The sequence below is a fragment of the Rhizobacter sp. genome, from assembly GCA_021153565.1.
GTDB lineage: Bacteria > Pseudomonadota > Gammaproteobacteria > Burkholderiales > Burkholderiaceae_C > Albitalea.
On the sequence record JAJKJU010000133.1, the window covers coordinates 1 to 15,829 of the forward strand.

Sequence of the window (15,829 nt, forward strand, 5' to 3'; positions counted from 1 at the left end):
TCGATGGGGTGCTGCGAACAGCCTCTCTATCGTTCTCCAACCGGAGCGCCAGGACTACCGCGCCATGCAAGCGGCCCCGGCCTGGGCGGCAGGGCTACCGCTTCAGCGGTTTAGTGCAGCTCGTGCTATGGCGAGCATTTGCAACGACGAGCAGGGGGCTTTTGGCGTGATGAGCGGGCATGAACGAAAAACTCTCAGTCTCTGAGTACAATCCGTGACTTCGGGGTGTAGCGCAGCCTGGTAGCGCAACTGGTTTGGGACCAGTGGGTCGGATGTTCGAATCATCTCACCCCGACCATCTTCTTCTCTTTCATCGACCTCGCTGCCCGTAGCTCAACTGGATAGAGCACCAGCCTTCTAAGCTGGGGGTCGGGGGTTCGAGTCCCTCCGGGCAGGCCACCTCCTGACCGCCAATTCCAGCGAACTAAGACTAAGACTTCGAGGATCAGTGGTTCAGCTGACTCCAGGCCTTCTCGAGACGCTTCACGCTCACCGGCTGTGGCGTGCGTAGTTCCTGCGCAAAAAGACTCACCCGCAGTTCTTCCAGCAGCCAACGGAATTCTTCAAGACGGGCGTCGATCACGCCCTTGCGGTCGGCAAGCGTGCGCAAAAAGCGCTGCTCGATCGGCCTCAACTCGGCGAGCCTCGACGAATCTCGCTCGGGGTCGGATCGCCATTTGTCGAGACGCATCGTGATGCCCTTCAAGTACCTGGGCAGGTGCGCCAACTGCGCCCAGGGCGTGCCCGTCACAAAACGTTTGGGGACGAGCCTGGCCAACTGCGCCTGCACGTCGTCATTCACCTCCTTGGGTGCGCGCGAGTCCTTGAGCTTGCGAACCGCAGCGCCGAAGTCGATGAGCACTTGAAGCGCGCTGCGGGCGATCTCGTTGGCGATGAGCGTGAGCCGGCCACGGCCTTCATCGATGCGGCGGCGGAAGGCATGCCCATCGGCCGGCAGAGGATCCGACAGGAAGGCGCGGTCGATCGCAAGGTCGATGATCTGCTCCCGCAGTTCGTCGGCAGTGCCAAGTGGCATGTAGAGAACCGACATCTTCTGCAGATCGGGGATGTTTTTTTCGAGATACTTGAGCGCATCCTTGATCTGCAGTGCGACGAGGCGGCGCAATCCGGCCTTGTGCTTGGCGGCGGCCACGTCGGGCTCGTCGAAAACTTCAATTGTGACGTGGGTGGTCTTGTCGATGAGAGCGGGGAATCCGACAAGGGTTTGATTGCCTTTGCGGACTTCCATGAGCTCGGGGAGATCGGCGAAGGTCCAGTCGGTGTAGGTGGATGCAGCTGGTTCGCGGGCCGCACCTGAGCCCTCATCCCTGCCCTCTCCCAGATGGAGAGCAGGGTGGACCGAATTGCCCCCCCTCCCTTTCAGAGAGGGTTGGGGTGAAGCCGCGGGCGCAGCCGATACAGCCTCAGCCAACGCCAGTTTCATCCCCGCCAGCGCCTGAAATGCCGAACGCGCTTGCCCACCCAATTCCGCCTTTAACGCCGGCAGATTCCGCCCCATGCCCAACTGTCGCCCGTGTTCATCCACCACTCGGAAGTTCATGAACAAATGCTGCGGCACCTGTTCAATTTTGAAATCCCCACGCTTGATGTCGAGCTGGGTCTTGTCGCGCACCGCCTTCAGCAAAGCGTCGACAAGGCTGCCAGACCCGAAGCCGTGCGCAACGTTGACAGCCGCGATGAACTCTTCCGCAAATTCCGGCAGCGGCATCAATCGCGAACGCGGACGCTGATGCAGGCTCTTCACGAGCGCCATCACCTTGTCCTTGAGCATCCCCGGAACCAGCCATTCGCAGCGCTCGTCGCTGACCTGGTTCAGCGCGTAGATCGGCACACTCACCGTCACGCCATCCTTCATGTCGCCCGGCTCGTGCAGATAGGTCGCTGAGCAATCGACACCGCCCAGGCGCATCGTCTTCGGGAACGCCGATGTCGTGATACCCGCCGCCTCGTGGCGCATCAGCTCATCACGGGTCAGAAACAGCAGCTTGGGCTGCCGCTTGCTCTCCTCGCGATACCAGCGCTCGAAACTCGCCCCGCTGTGCACGTCAGGGGGCAGTTGCTGGTCGTAGAAGGCATGGATGAGTTCGTCATCCACCAACACGTCCTGCCGGCGCGACTTGTGCTCCAGCTCTTCGACCTGCGCAATCATCTTGCGATTTGCCGTAAGGAACGGCAATTTTGTTTCCCACTCCTGGCCCACCAATGCCTCGCGAATGAAGATTTCTCGCGCGCCAACCGGGTCGATCTTCGCAAAGTTCACACGCCGATTGCTGTAGATCACGATCCCATACAGCGTCGCACGTTCCAGCGCCACCACCTCGGCTGGCTTTTTCTCCCAATGCGGATCGAGCAGTTGTGTCTTCAACAAATGCCCCGCAATGCCGGGAATCCACTGCGGCTCGATGGCCGCGATGCCACGGCCGAAGAGGCGGGTGGTCTCGACCAGTTCGGCGGTCACGATCCAGCGCCCGGGCTTCTTCGACAGGTTTGCGCCGGGGTGGCGATAGAACTTGATGCCGCGCGCGCCGAGGTACCAATCGTCTTCGTCGCTCTTCAGGCCAATGTTGCCGAGCAGCCCCGCGAGCATCGACAGGTGGATCTGCTCGTAGGTCGCATCCGTGCCGTTCAATCGCCAGCCGTGCTCGGCTACCACCGTGTGGAGTTGTGAATGAATGTCGCGCCACTCGCGCACTCGGCGCGGCGAGATGAAGTTGTCGCGCAGAAGCTGCTCCTGCTTGCGGTGCGACAGCTTGTGTTCCTTGCTTCCGCCGCGGGCCTCTTCGAGCCATTTCCATAGCTTCAGGTCCCCCATGAATTCGGACTTCTCGTCGTCGAATTTCTTGTGCGCATGGTCCGCAGCTTGCTGCTGTTCCAGCGGGCGGTCGCGAACGTCCTGCACGCTCATGGCCGAGGCGATGATCAGCACTTCGGTCAGCGCGTTTCTGTCGCGCGCCTCCAGAATCATCCGCCCGACGCGCGGGTCCAGCGGCAGCTTGGACAACTCCTTGCCCATGGGCGTGAGTTCGTTCTGCTCGTCCACGGCGCCGAGTTCGGCAAGCAGTTGGTAGCCATCGGCGATGGCGCGCTTGGGCGGCGGTTCGAGGAAGGGAAAATCCTCGACCAGCCCAAGGCCCAGCGACATCATTCGCAAGATCACGCCCGCAAGTGAAGACCGCAGAATTTCGGGATCGGTGAATCGCGGCCGGCCGGCAAAGTCCTTCTCGTCGTACAGCCGTATGCAAATGCCATTGCTCACGCGCCCGCATCGCCCTGCCCGCTGGTTCGCGGCGGCCTGGCTCACCGCCTCGATTTGCAATTGTTCGACCTTGTTGCGGTAGCTGTAGCGCTTGACGCGCGCGGAACCGGCGTCGACGACGTACTGGATGCCGGGCACCGTGAGCGAGGTTTCCGCCACGTTGGTCGCAAGCACGATGCGGCGCGCACTGTGCGGTTCGAATACGCGGTCCTGTTCCTGCTGACTCAGGCGAGCAAAGAGCGGCACGACCTCCACAGCCGGCGGATGATGCCGCCGCAGATGCTCTGCGGCTTCGCGAATCTCGCGCTCGCCGGGCAGGAACACGAGCGCATCGCCGGCACCTTCGCGCCACAGCTCATCGACGGCGTCGCCGATGGCATCGTTCAAGCCGTATTCGCGGCTTTCCTCAAAAGGCCGCCAGCGCTGCTCGACGGGATACAGCCGACCCGACACGGTGATCACCGGGGCCGGACCATGCCGCGACGCGAAGTGCTGGGCGAATCGGTCGGCGTCAATCGTCGCGGAGGTCACGATGACCTTCAGGTCCGGCCGGCGCGGCAGGATCTGCCGCAGGTAGCCGAGCAGAAAGTCGATGTTCAGACTGCGCTCGTGAGCCTCGTCGATGATGATCGTGTCGTAGGCCTTCAAGAGCGGATCGGTCTGTGTTTCCGCCAGCAAGATGCCGTCCGTCATCAGCTTCACGCTCGCGCCGGGCGAGAGTCGGTCCTGGAAGCGCACCTTGAAGCCCACGACGTCGCCCAGCGGCGAATTCAGCTCCTGCGCGATGCGTTTCGCGACACTCGACGCCGCGATCCGCCGCGGCTGCGTGTGGCCGATCAGGCCTTTGCCGCCCGCCCCCTTGCCCCGCCCCATCGCAAGCGCGAGCTTGGGCAACTGCGTGGTCTTGCCCGAACCGGTTTCGCCCGAGACGATCACCACCTGGTGCGCTTCAATCGCGCGTGCGATTTCGTCCCGGCGCGCGGAAACCGGCAGCGATTCGGGAAACGTGATCGCAGGAATTGGATTCGCGACCAAGGCGGCGCGATCGCGCGTGGGTGAGGACATCGGACCTTCGTGCAAAAATCGTCGATTATTTCAAAGCGCCGCGATGGATCTCGTCTTTCCACACACGTTCGTTCCTTGGTTCCGCTCGGTGGCTCCGTACATCCACGCGCACCGGGGCAAGACCTTCGTCGTTGCCATCGCCGGCGAACTCATCGCAGCAGGCAGGCTCAGCGCCTTCGCGCAAGACTTGGCGCTGATCTACGCCATGGGCATCAAGGTCGTGCTGGTGCACGGCTTTCGTCCGCAGGTCGAAGAGCAACTCGCCGCCAAGGGCCATGTCTCACGCTTCAGTCACGGCATGCGCGTGACCGACGCCGTCGCGCTCGATTGTGCGCAAGAAGCTGCCGGCCAGTTGCGATATGAGATCGAAGCCGCATTCTCGCAAGGTCTGCCCAACACGCCCATGGCGGGCAGCCAGATCCGCGTGGTGTCGGGAAACTTCATCACTGCGCGGCCGGTCGGCATTGTCGACGGCGTCGACTTCCAGCACACCGGCCTCGTGCGCAAGATCGACGCGACGGGCATTCGCCGCGCCGTCGATTTCGGGGCATTGGTGATGCTGTCGCCCTTCGGCTTTTCCCCCACAGGAGAGGCCTTCAACCTGAGCATGGAAGACGTCGCCGCCAGCACCGCCATCGCACTGCAAGCCGACAAGCTCATCTATGTGACCGAGGTCAAGGGAATTCCGCTGGACCCTACGGACCCGGACAGCGACATCGACCACGAACTGGCTTTGGCCGACGCAGAAAAATTACTTGCTTCCCTGCCCAACCCGACGCAGCCCACCGATACCGCGTTCTATTTGCAGCACGCGGTTAAGGCAAGCAAGAGTGGCGTCGACCGCGTGCATATCGTTCCATTCTCGGTCGATGGTTCCGTACTGATGGAATCTTTTACGCACGACGGCGTGGGCACCATGATCGTCGATGAGAAACTCGAAAGCCTGCGCGAGGCCACCTCCGACGATGTGGGCGGCGTGTTGCAATTGATCGAGCCATTCGAAAAGGATGGAACGCTCGTCACGCGAGACAGAACCGAGATCGAACGTGATATTGGCCACTACACCGTCATCGAGCACGACAGGGTGATATTTGGTTGCGCAGCACTGTATCCGTATCCGGAGGCGCGTACCGCTGAGATGGCAGCGTTGACGGTTTCGCCACATGTACAAGGCCAGGGGGACGGTGAACGCATCCTGAAGCGCATCGAACAGCGCGCCAAGTCGCAGGGTCTGGACAGCATATTCGTGCTGACCACCCGCACCATGCACTGGTTCATCAAGCGCGGGTTTGTGCAGGTAGATGCCGACTGGCTTCCTGAAGCGCGCAAACGCAAATACAACTGGGACCGCCGCTCGCAGGTTCTCGTGAAGAAACTCACTTAAAGGAGCTCTAGTCATGGCACGCACCATTCAATGCACGTATCTCAAGAAGGAAGGCGAAGGCCTGGATTTCGCACCCTATCCCGGCGAACTCGGCAAGCGCATCTACAACGAAGTGAGCAAGGAAGCTTGGCAGCTCTGGATGAAGCACCAGACCATGCTCGTCAATGAAAACAGGCTCAATCTGGCCGACCAGCGCGCCCGCCAGTATCTCGCGCGTCAAATGGAGCGATTCTTTTTCGGCGAAGGTGTCGAACAGCCGGCTGGTTATGTGCCGCCGACCGAAAGCCAAGGCTGACCAGTCAGGGTTATCCTGATTTTTAGAGGGGCTGGCAAAGAAAGATCCAATTCATTAGAATCCACGCACATCGCCGAATGGCGAAAACGTGGACACATAAGGAACCGATATGTCATCACTTCAGGATCTGCTGGACCGCAAGGCTGCCCTCGAAAAGGAAATCGATGCCACGCGCAAGCAAGAACGAGCCGAAGCCATTTCCAAGGTGCGGACCCTGATGTCGCAATACGGCCTCACGGCCGCCGATTTGAGTGCCAAGGCCAGTTCCAAGCCCGCTGGCGCAGGCAAGGGTGGCAAAGTCGCCATCAAATACCGCAACACCGCCACGGGCGACACCTGGAGCGGACGAGGTCTTCAGCCCAAATGGTTGAAGGCGGCCCTCGCAGCCGGTCGCAAGGTCGAAGATTTCGCCGTCAAGTGACCGAGCGGAAGACTGCGACGAATCTCCGCTACAGTTTCGTCCGACAAAGCCGCCCTCCGGGCGGCTTTCTTTTTCAGTTTTTCACAGGCTCTACTTCTTAGGATTTGGCCCGGAATAAGCTCCCGTTTTGGGGGCGCTGGGCGGGATGCGACGCAAGGCGCTTCGTTGTCCAATTCGATCCCATCTTTGGTCCGAACGCGGATATCCCGTTCGAACTTCTCGAACCGACTCCGCAACGTATCACCCTTGTTGTTCACAGGCATATCGTTCGGCATATTGAGCAGTTCCCGTGCGGACAACACTTCGTCGAGTCGTTTGCGACGCATCGTGTGCTTGAAGACACACCCTTCGCCAAGCCTGCTGCACAGGCCGCTCCATAATCCCTCACAACTTCGTCGCGCCCTGCGTCCCTGCCAGCATCAAGCCAGGGGTCAATACGTCCCGCGGTGGGGTGTGTCCCCGACGCAAATACACCAATTCCCCTCATCCACTGGCCATTTCCTGTGCCCACCCTGCGCCTGCCGTTTGCTCGGCTGACCCTTGCTCTGCCCGCCCCGTCCTTGATGGGGACCGGCCAGTTTGTGCTGATCGCACTGATCTACTGTTGGGCGGCCACCGCGAGCATGGTGATTGCGCCCCAGACGGCGAACGTGAATCTGCTCTGGTTGCCTGCGGGTGTAGCGATTGCGGCATTGCTGCGCCGGGGTCCGGGACTATGGCCGGCCATCCTCGTCGGGGCGCTCGCCGTGCTTCTGTCCAATCGAACACCGCTGATCCTGGCCATCGCCCTGGCGGTCAGTCAAACGATCGGTCCGATGGTCGCCACCCGGTGCCTGCGTCGCCTTGCCTTTCATCACGCCCTGGATCACCGTCGCGACCTGTGGCATTTCTGTTTGATCGGCGCGGTCGCCGGCCCCCTGCTCACGGCCTGCTTGTCCGTGCTTTCGCTCGGCATCCTTGGCTCCGTTCCGCTCGCACAGTTGCCTGCCGCATGGCTGTATGGTTGGCTGGGTGCTGCGGTGGGCACCTTCCTGCTCGGCGTGCCCTTGCTTACCATGTCGCGCAGCACGCTCAGTCGTGCGTTGGGCGGATGGCGGTGGACTCTTACCTTCCTGTTGATGGGCGCCTGCCTTGCAAGCGGCCTGCTGGCGTTCAGCACCAGCGCCCACGATGCGCCGCTGTCGCCGCTCATCTTTCTGCCACCCTTGTTGCTCTGCTGGATGGCCGTGCGCAGCGGCATATTCGCGTCGTCCCTCACCGCACTGTTAGTGACCGGCGCCGCCGCTTACGCCACAGCCACCGGCCGCGGCCCGTTCTTCGAAGCAACGATGGCGCAGAGCATCGCGGTGCTCTGGATCTATGCCTGCACTCTGTCGGCAACGCCTTCGCTGCTGACCGCACTGGTCGGGGAGCTGCGCAGCATCGATGAGCGCTATCAGCTCTCGGCCAAGCTGTTCGAACATCTGCACGAAGGCTTGCTGATCACCGATGCAAACCATCGCATTCTCGACGTGAACCCCACCTTCTCGGCCATCACCGGGTTTTCTCGCGAAGAGATGCTGGGCACGATAGCGCCGCTGATGCGTGCCGCACCGACAGGCTCCGCCACCGAGCGTCAACAGACCGAAATGCGCGACGGCCTGCAAGCGTCGGGAAGCTGGCGCGGAGAGACCGTCGACCGGCGTCGCAACGGCGAGCCGTGCACGCTGCAGGTCACCGTCTCGGCGGTCAAGGGCCAGAACGGGCAGATCCGCTTTCACGCACTCGCCATTGCCGACATCACGCAGGCGCAGGCTCAGCGCGCACAACTCGAACGCCAGGCGCATACCGATGAGCTCACAGGCCTGCCCAATCGGGCGCGTCTTGCGCACCTGCTGCGTGAGGCCATGGTCGCGAGCGAGCGCGAAGGCTTTCTGCTCACCATTTGCTACCTGGATCTTGATCACTTCAAGCCCGTCAACGACAACCACGGCCACGAGGCTGGCGACCGCCTGTTGGTCGACCTGTCCGATCGATTGCGCCGATCGCTGCGCCACTGGGCCAGCGGTGACGATGCGGTCGCGCGCTTGGGCGGCGACGAGTTCGTGCTGCTGCTTCGGACGGCCACGCTGGAAGAAGGCAGGCATGCGGTCGAACGCGTGATGCGCAGCGTCTCGCAGCCTTACGGCCCGGGCGTCGGGACGGGCCCTTTGTCGATCACGGCGAGCATCGGCGCAACCGTCTATCCGATCGACAAGGCCGACGCCGATACGCTGCTGCGCCACGCCGACCACGCGATGTATGGCGCAAAGCAGGCTGGGCGCAATGGCTATCTTTTTTTCGACGCGGAACATGATCGACGCACCGAACAGCACTTCGAGGCGCTTGGTCGCGTACAAGATGCGCTCGATTCCAACGAGTTCGTCCTCTACTACCAGCCCAAAGTCGACATGCGCCTGGGCCGCGTGCTTGGCGTGGAAGCGCTCTTGCGCTGGAAACATCCGCAACACGGCGTGATCGCGCCGGCGCAGTTCCTGCCGCTCATTGAACACACGGGCCTCAGTGCACGCGTGGGCGACTGGGTGCTGCAAGAAGGCATCGAGCAGTTGGCGAAGTGGCAGCGCATGGGGCTGGACATCACTGTCAGTGTCAACATTTCTGCGCGGCATTTGCAGGAGCCCTCGTTTGCGAAGCTCCTGGCGGGTTTGCTGGGCCGCCACACCACGCCGGTCGCGCAGCGGCTCGTCATAGAGGTGCTCGAAACCGCGGCACTGGCTGATGTCGACTACACCTGTGCGCTGATGGAAGAGTGCCGAGATCTCGGCGTGCGCTTCGCGCTGGACGACTTCGGCACGGGGTACTCGACTTTCACTTACCTCAAGCGTCTGCCGCTGGACTTCCTGAAGATCGACCGGTCTTTCGTGCTCAACATGCTCGTCGACCGGCAAGACATGGCGATCGTCGAAGGCGTCATCGACCTGTCAGAGACTTTCGGATGCAAAGTCGTGGCAGAAGGCGTGGAATCGCCTGAGCAGGCACAGCGTTTGATCGAACTGGGCTGCGACGTCGGGCAAGGCAACGGCATCGCGCAGGCCATGCCGGTCGCAGAGGTCTACGACTGGGTGCGCAACTATAAGAACTCGTTTCCGGCGCCGCGGCGGGCGGCAACGATTCAGTGAATCGACTCTCGAAGTGATTCCGCCGACCTTCATCCAGGACATGCTCAGCCGCGTCGACATCGTCGAGGTGGTAGGCCGCCAGGTTGACCTGAAAAAAGCGGGCATCAACCACAAGGGCTTGTGCCCCTTTCACGGTGAAAAGTCACCGAGTTTCATCGTCAGCCCAACCCGTCAGACCTACCACTGCTTCGGCTGCGGCGTGCACGGAGACGCACTGCGCTTCCTCATGGAGTACTCCGGCATGGGCTTCCTGGACGCGGTGCGCGACCTGGCCCAGCAAGTCGGCATGGCCGTGCCCGAAGACGACAGTTCGCCCGAAGAGCGTGAGCGCGCCAACGCACTGAAGCAACGGCAGGCCACACTCAGCGATGTGCTTGCCAAGGCTGCCGACCACTACAAGCAGCAGTTGAAGGACAGCCCACGTGCCGTGGCCTATCTCAAGGGGCGGGGACTCAGCGGCCAGATCGCAGCGCGCTTCGGCATGGGATATGCCCAAGACGGATGGCGCAGCCTTGCGAGCGTCTTTCCTCGCTACGACGATCCGCTTCTTGAAGAGAGCGGGCTCGTCATCTCGCAAAACGCTGACAGCGACAACGAAGCGGATCGAAAGCGCTACGACCGCTTCCGCGATCGCATCATGTTCCCAATCCGATCGGTGCACGGAGACGTCATCGGCTTCGGCGGTCGCGTGCTCGACAAGGGCGAGCCCAAATACCTGAACTCGCCGGAAACGCCTGTCTTCAGCAAAGGCCGAGAACTGTACGGACTCTTCGAGGCCCGCACCGCCCTGCGGCAAAAGGGCTATGTGCTGATCGTCGAGGGCTACATGGACGTTGTGGCGCTCGCGCAGCTCGGATTCCCGAACGCCGTGGCAACGCTTGGCACCGCCTGCACGGCCGAGCACGTGCAAAAGCTCTTCCGCTTCACCGAGTCCGTGGTGTTCAGCTTCGACGGCGACACCGCCGGCCGCCGCGCCGCGGGCCGGGCGCTGGAAGCTGCCCTGCCCCACGCCAATGACACGCGCAGCATCCGGTTCCTCTTCCTGCCGACCGAGCACGACCCCGATTCGTACGTGCGCGAGTTTGGTGAAGAAGCCTTCGAGCAGCGTGTTCAGCAAGCTGTGCCGCTGTCAAAGCAATTGCCGGAAGTCGCGAGCGAAGGTTGCGATCTGGACACCGCCGAAGGTCGCGCCAAGATGCTCGCCAACGCCCGCCCGATGTGGAACGCCTTGCCCGACGGCGCGCTGAAGCGGCACATCCACACCGATCTTGCACAACTCGGGCGGCTGACCGCTGCCGATCTCAGTTCGCTATGGGGTGCCGCCCCCGCGCCCGGACAGCGCCCCCACTCGGATGAGTTCGAACGCGAATCCCCACCTCCCCGGCGCCAGACCCCGCGCATCAACCGCCGTGTCAACCAAGGGACGGCGAACCTCCTGGATCGTGCGTTATGGCTGCTCATCCAACGCAGCGACCTGTGGATGACTCTCGACGGTGAGTCGCACGATCTCCTGGCCGACCAAGCAGCGCCTTATGACGCGTTCTTTGCTTGCCTCGAGCGCCAAGTGCTCGATCACGGCCCCCTGGCGAGCGCAGCCTTGCTGCCGGAGTTGCGTGCGCAAGCCCAGGACATGAATGCCGTCCCGGTAATTGACCGCGTCGCCGGCTTCCATGATCCTGACCCTGAAGCAAATCTCGCTTTAGATTTGTCGATCCTGCTGAATCGGCTTCGACTGCAATCCATCGAGGAAGAGTTGAAGTTACTCTTCGAGTCCGGCTCCCTCTCGCCCGACGCGCATTTGCGCGGCAAGGAACTCATGGCCGCCCAGGCACGTCTCAAGGCCCAGGTCGCGAAATCACCAGAGCAAACCCGCTGATTGCATAATCCTGCACGACGGATTCGAATTTCATTGCTTTGCAACTTTGACGGGTCATACTTCTTGGACAATAATTGAGGGTTTGTTACGCGGCAAGAGTGAAGCAGCACCTCCGGGCCCCGGCCACCCTCTGACCCAGGGTCCCCACTGAAGGCCACCCATACCCGCAAGGGCTGCATGTAAAAGGTTCACGTGAGCTTGTCCGCCAAAGCTGGCCAACGCCACCGCTTCTTCGGACGCGGGGTGTCCGTGCCGGCGTTAGCCTTGGCCTTGCAGATTTCACCGATCGCACCACATGTCGTTTTGGGCAGCGCATTGGACATGGCCCTTTCGGGGCCGTGGCGTAAAGCCTGCCAGTTCAAGGCCGTGAAGCCCATCATCACCCGAGGAATTGCATGACCGCGAAGAAGAGCGCACCCGCTCCCGCCCCCAAGGCCGCAGCCAAAGCTGCGCCCAAGGCCGCTGCCCACAAGGGCGCGAAGGCCGAGCCCGAAGACAAGAAGAAGGCCACTGCCGCTGGCGGGAAGCCGGCTGATGACGCGAAAGGCAAGCGCGGTCGCAAGCCAAAGGGTCAAGACAAGGCTGCGACCAAGAAGCCCGAGGGCGAGGACGAAGACTTCTCGGATCTCGAGGCCGACCTCGAAGGCGAACCCGAAGTCGAAGTGGCTGACGAAGGAGAAGCCAAGGCCGCCAAGGTCAAGCCGCTTCGCATGAAGGTTTCGCGCGCCAAGGAGCGCGCGCTGATGCGCGAATTCGGTCTTGACGAGACCGCGCTCACCGAAGAGGAAGTTGCCAAGCGTCGCCAGGAGCTCAAGACCCTCATCAAGATGGGCAAGACGCGTGGTTTCCTGACGCACCAGGAAATCAACGACCACCTGCCCGAAAAGCTGGTCGACAACGAGATCCTTGAGGCGATCGTCTCGATGCTCAACGACATGGGCATCGCAGTCTATGAGCAGGCGCCCGACGCGGCCACGCTCCTGATCGCCGGCGGCGGCACCACCACCGCGACGGAAGAAGAAGCCGAAGAAGCGGCTGAGGCGGCGCTGTCGACGGTCGACTCCGAATTCGGCCGCACGACCGACCCGGTGCGCATGTACATGCGCGAAATGGGCACCGTCGAGCTGCTGACGCGCGAAGGCGAAATCGAAATCGCCAAGCGCATCGAAGGCGGCCTGCAGGCCATGATGCTGGCCATCAGTGCTTCGCCCACGACGATCGCGGAAATCCTCGCCTATGCGGACAAGATTACCGCCGGCGAGATGCAGATCTCCGAGGCCGTCGATGGTTTCGTATCCGAGGATGAGGCCGACGACTACGTGGCCGAAGAAGACGTGGACTTCTTCGACGAAGAAGACGACGACGACGGCCAGGGCGGCTCCAAGGCGCTGACCAAGAAACTCGAAGAACTAAAGAGCGCGGCGCTCGCGAAATTCGCGAACCTGCGCATCAACTTCGACAAGATGCGCAAGGCTTTCGAGAAGGAAGGCTATCAATCGCCGGCCTACAACAAGGCTCAGCACGCTATCAGCGCAGAGTTGATGACCATCCGCTTCACGGTAAAGACCATCGAGAAGCTGTGCGCCATCTTGCGTTCGCAGGTGGACGACGTTCGCCGCTACGAGCGCGAACTGCGCAAGATCCTGGTCGACAAGTGCGGCATGCCGCAGGACTACTTCATCAAGCACTTCCCGCCCAACATCCTGAATCTCAAGTGGGCAGAAAAAGAAGTGGCGCTGGCCAAGCCTTACAGCGCAGTGCTGTCGCGAAACCTGCCGCCGGTGCAGGAGCTGCAAAAGAAGCTGACTGACCAGCAAGCCCGCGCCGTCGTGCCGCTCGAAGACCTGAAGAAGATCAACAAGCGCATGAACGAAGGCGAGAAGGCCTCTCGCGACGCGAAGAAGGAAATGATCGAGGCCAACCTGCGCCTCGTGATCTCCATCGCGAAGAAGTACACCAACCGCGGCCTGCAGTTTCTCGACTTGATCCAGGAGGGCAACATCGGCCTGATGAAGGCGGTAGACAAGTTTGAATACCGTCGCGGCTACAAGTTTTCGACCTATGCGACGTGGTGGATCCGCCAGGCCATCACGCGCTCGATCGCCGACCAGGCCCGCACCATCCGAATTCCGGTTCACATGATCGAGACGATCAACAAGATGAACCGCATCTCACGCCAGCATTTGCAAGAGTTCGGCTTCGAGCCGGACGCGCCGACTCTGGCAGAGAAGATGGAGATCCCCGAGGACAAGATTCGCAAGATCATGAAGATCGCCAAAGAACCGATCTCCATGGAAACGCCGATCGGGGACGACGACGATTCGCATCTGGGCGACTTCATCGAAGACACCAACAACACAGCACCGATCGAGGCTGCAATGCAGGCGGGTCTTCGCGACGTGGTCAAGGACATCCTCGATTCCCTCACCCCGCGTGAAGCCAAGGTGCTTCGCATGCGCTTCGGCATCGAAATGTCCACCGACCACACGTTGGAAGAAGTGGGCAAGCAGTTCGATGTCACGCGCGAGCGCATCCGCCAGATCGAGGCGAAGGCGATCCGAAAGCTCAAGCACCCAAGCCGCTCGGACAAGCTGCGCACGTATCTCGACAACCTGTAAGGTTGGCTAGGGCCAGGCTAGATGCGTGGCTGGCGTGAGCGAGCTGCCTCTACGCCAACCTCTAAAAGCGGTCGTCCTATCGCATGAAGAAGCCCGGCAATGCCGGGCTTCTTCTTTGTGTGATTTTTGTCACAGGACGATAAACTCACATTCCATGAGCCAGACCATCCAGCGCACTGTTCTGTTTGCCGATCTGCGCGGCAGCACGGCGCTCTATGAGTCGCTCGGCAACGCCGAAGCCACATCGGTCGTCACGCAAAGCGTCGCACTTCTTGCTCGCGTGGTAAAGAACTGCGACGGGACTGTCGTCAAGACCTTGGGCGATGGCCTGATGGCGATGTTCATGTCAGCCTCCTCCGCGGTCATGGCCGCCGACGAGATGCATGACCAGCTCGAACGCATTGGCACCCGCCCTCCCGCCAGCCAACCACGCCCAGCTCTCAAGCTCCAGGTCGGTCTCGCCCTGGGTGAAGTGGTGCAAATGGCCGACGACTATTTCGGCGATGCGGTCAACGTTGCCGCCCGCCTGCTCGACCACGCCGGCGACAACGAAACCCTCGTCACCTCGGCCCTGCTCAATGCGCTCGACCCGCTCGAGCGATACCGATTCAGAAGCCTCGACCGCATGCAGCTCCGCGGCCGCGTCGAGCCGGTCTACGTTCACCTGCTCGAAACGCACCGCTGGGGCGACACTGCGGCCACGGCCTATGGCGACGTCTTGCGTGCGCCCGAGCCCGAAGGCATCCGACTCGTTTGGATGGAGACCAACCGCGTGTACTCGCCGCACAGCCTCCCAGTGGTGCTCGGTCGAAGCCCGCAAGCCACCTATTGCATCGACGACTCGCGCGTATCGCGCTCGCACGTGCGCATCGACTGGCACGGCGGTACATTCCAGCTCACGGACCTGAGCTACAACGGCACTTATGTACGCTTCTCGGGTGACACGGAAATCGTGAGCCTGAGGCGGGGAACTTGCACGCTGCATGGCAGTGGGTTCATCGGCCTGGGTTCACCACCAGCTGACGCCACGGCGCCGGTTGTGCGCTTCGAAGTGATGAAATTCGCCGACACGCAGCCGCAGACCGGCGCGGACATTTGAGTTCGTAGCCTGGATCAAATCCGGGTTATGAACAGCCCAGCCGATCGGCCAGCGCCTTCAGGCACGACACGGTTGCAAGGTCGCGATACCGAACATCCTCGACGGGCTCACACCCTTCACGGCGCAGCCAGAAGGTGTGCAGACCCGCGTCGCGCGCCGCCAGCACGTCAAGCTCCAGGTCGTCACCCACATGAAGCACCTGCGCCGGCTTGCAACCGAGCATCCGGCACGCTTCATGAAAGATTCGGGGATCGGGCTTGCCAATGCCGAACTCGCGCGCACTGATCGCGCCGGAGAACAAGTGGCCAAGCGAGGTTCTCCCAATCACTGCATTGCCATTGCTCAAGGCCATCAGCGGAAACTTGGATGCAAGTCGTTGCAGCGCGTGGGCCACCTCCGGGTAAAACTCCAGCTCATGCCGCGCCGCAAAGAAAGCCCCGAACGCCGCCTCGGCCAGCGACGGATCGTCGCCAGCCGCCACCAGCGCGCGCCGGATGCTCTCGCGGCGAATAGCGCTGAAGTCGTGCGCAATCTCAGAGGCTGGGAGTATTTCGAACGTGTCCGAGCAGCACGTCAAAAGGCGCCTGATCTAGGCGCAAAGCGCAGCCATAGCTTGGCTATGGCGAGCATTTGCAA

The 15,829-nt window shown here is 61.8% G+C and carries 9 protein-coding genes and 2 tRNA genes; 9 read left to right on the forward strand and 2 right to left on the reverse strand.

What is annotated here, in order from left to right; translation table 11 throughout:
• Window positions 1-221: 221 nt before the first annotated feature.
• Both AC30NL_RS08160 and AC30NL_RS08165 read left to right on the forward strand, forming a co-directional pair.
• Window positions 222-298: transfer RNA gene (locus AC30NL_RS08160), tRNA-Pro, on the forward strand.
• A 24-nt stretch (window positions 299-322) separates the two neighbouring features.
• Window positions 323-399 (forward strand) — tRNA-Arg (locus AC30NL_RS08165).
• Between the two features lie 46 nt (window positions 400-445).
• On the opposite strand, the gene hrpA is transcribed toward AC30NL_RS08165, so the two are convergent.
• The gene (gene hrpA / locus AC30NL_RS08170) at window positions 446-4,342 is read right to left on the reverse strand and encodes an ATP-dependent RNA helicase HrpA (protein WP_489463506.1); all 3,897 of its coding nucleotides are present in this window, start codon (window positions 4,340-4,342) and stop codon (window positions 446-448) included.
• A gap of 43 nt (window positions 4,343-4,385) precedes the next feature.
• Between hrpA and argA the strand changes: the two genes are divergently transcribed.
• The 7 genes from argA (at window position 4,386) to AC30NL_RS08205 (ending at window position 15,193) form a co-directional block, all read left to right on the forward strand.
• Entirely contained in the window at window positions 4,386-5,726 is a 1,341-nt protein-coding gene (gene argA / locus AC30NL_RS08175; protein ID WP_489463507.1) for an amino-acid N-acetyltransferase, read from the forward strand.
• 13 nt (window positions 5,727-5,739) lie between these two features.
• Window positions 5,740-6,021 carry an oxidative damage protection protein gene (locus AC30NL_RS08180; RefSeq protein WP_489463508.1) on the forward strand — a complete coding sequence of 94 codons (282 nt, stop codon included), beginning with the start codon at window positions 5,740-5,742 and terminating at the stop codon, window positions 6,019-6,021.
• Between the two features lie 109 nt (window positions 6,022-6,130).
• Window positions 6,131-6,442: an H-NS histone family protein gene (locus AC30NL_RS08185; RefSeq protein WP_489463509.1), complete on the forward strand. Its 312-nt coding sequence runs from the start codon at window positions 6,131-6,133 to the stop codon at window positions 6,440-6,442.
• A gap of 503 nt (window positions 6,443-6,945) precedes the next feature.
• The gene (locus AC30NL_RS08190) at window positions 6,946-9,600 is read left to right on the forward strand and encodes a bifunctional diguanylate cyclase/phosphodiesterase (protein ID WP_489463510.1); all 2,655 of its coding nucleotides are present in this window, start codon (window positions 6,946-6,948) and stop codon (window positions 9,598-9,600) included.
• 40 nt (window positions 9,601-9,640) lie between these two features.
• The gene (dnaG, locus tag AC30NL_RS08195) at window positions 9,641-11,476 is read left to right on the forward strand and encodes a DNA primase (protein ID WP_489463514.1); all 1,836 of its coding nucleotides are present in this window, start codon (window positions 9,641-9,643) and stop codon (window positions 11,474-11,476) included.
• Window positions 11,477-11,871: 395 nt separating this feature from the next.
• Window positions 11,872-14,094 (forward strand): RNA polymerase sigma factor RpoD, encoded by a 2,223-nt coding sequence (gene rpoD, locus AC30NL_RS08200; protein WP_489463511.1) that lies wholly within the window; start codon window positions 11,872-11,874, stop codon window positions 14,092-14,094.
• 154 nt (window positions 14,095-14,248) lie between these two features.
• The gene (locus AC30NL_RS08205; RefSeq protein WP_489463512.1) at window positions 14,249-15,193 is read left to right on the forward strand and encodes an adenylate/guanylate cyclase domain-containing protein; all 945 of its coding nucleotides are present in this window, start codon (window positions 14,249-14,251) and stop codon (window positions 15,191-15,193) included.
• 25 nt (window positions 15,194-15,218) lie between these two features.
• On the opposite strand, the gene AC30NL_RS08210 is transcribed toward AC30NL_RS08205, so the two are convergent.
• Complete coding sequence (locus AC30NL_RS08210) at window positions 15,219-15,770, reverse strand: HAD family hydrolase (RefSeq protein WP_489463513.1); 552 nt, start codon at window positions 15,768-15,770, stop codon at window positions 15,219-15,221.
• Between the last annotated feature and the right edge of the window lie 59 nt (window positions 15,771-15,829).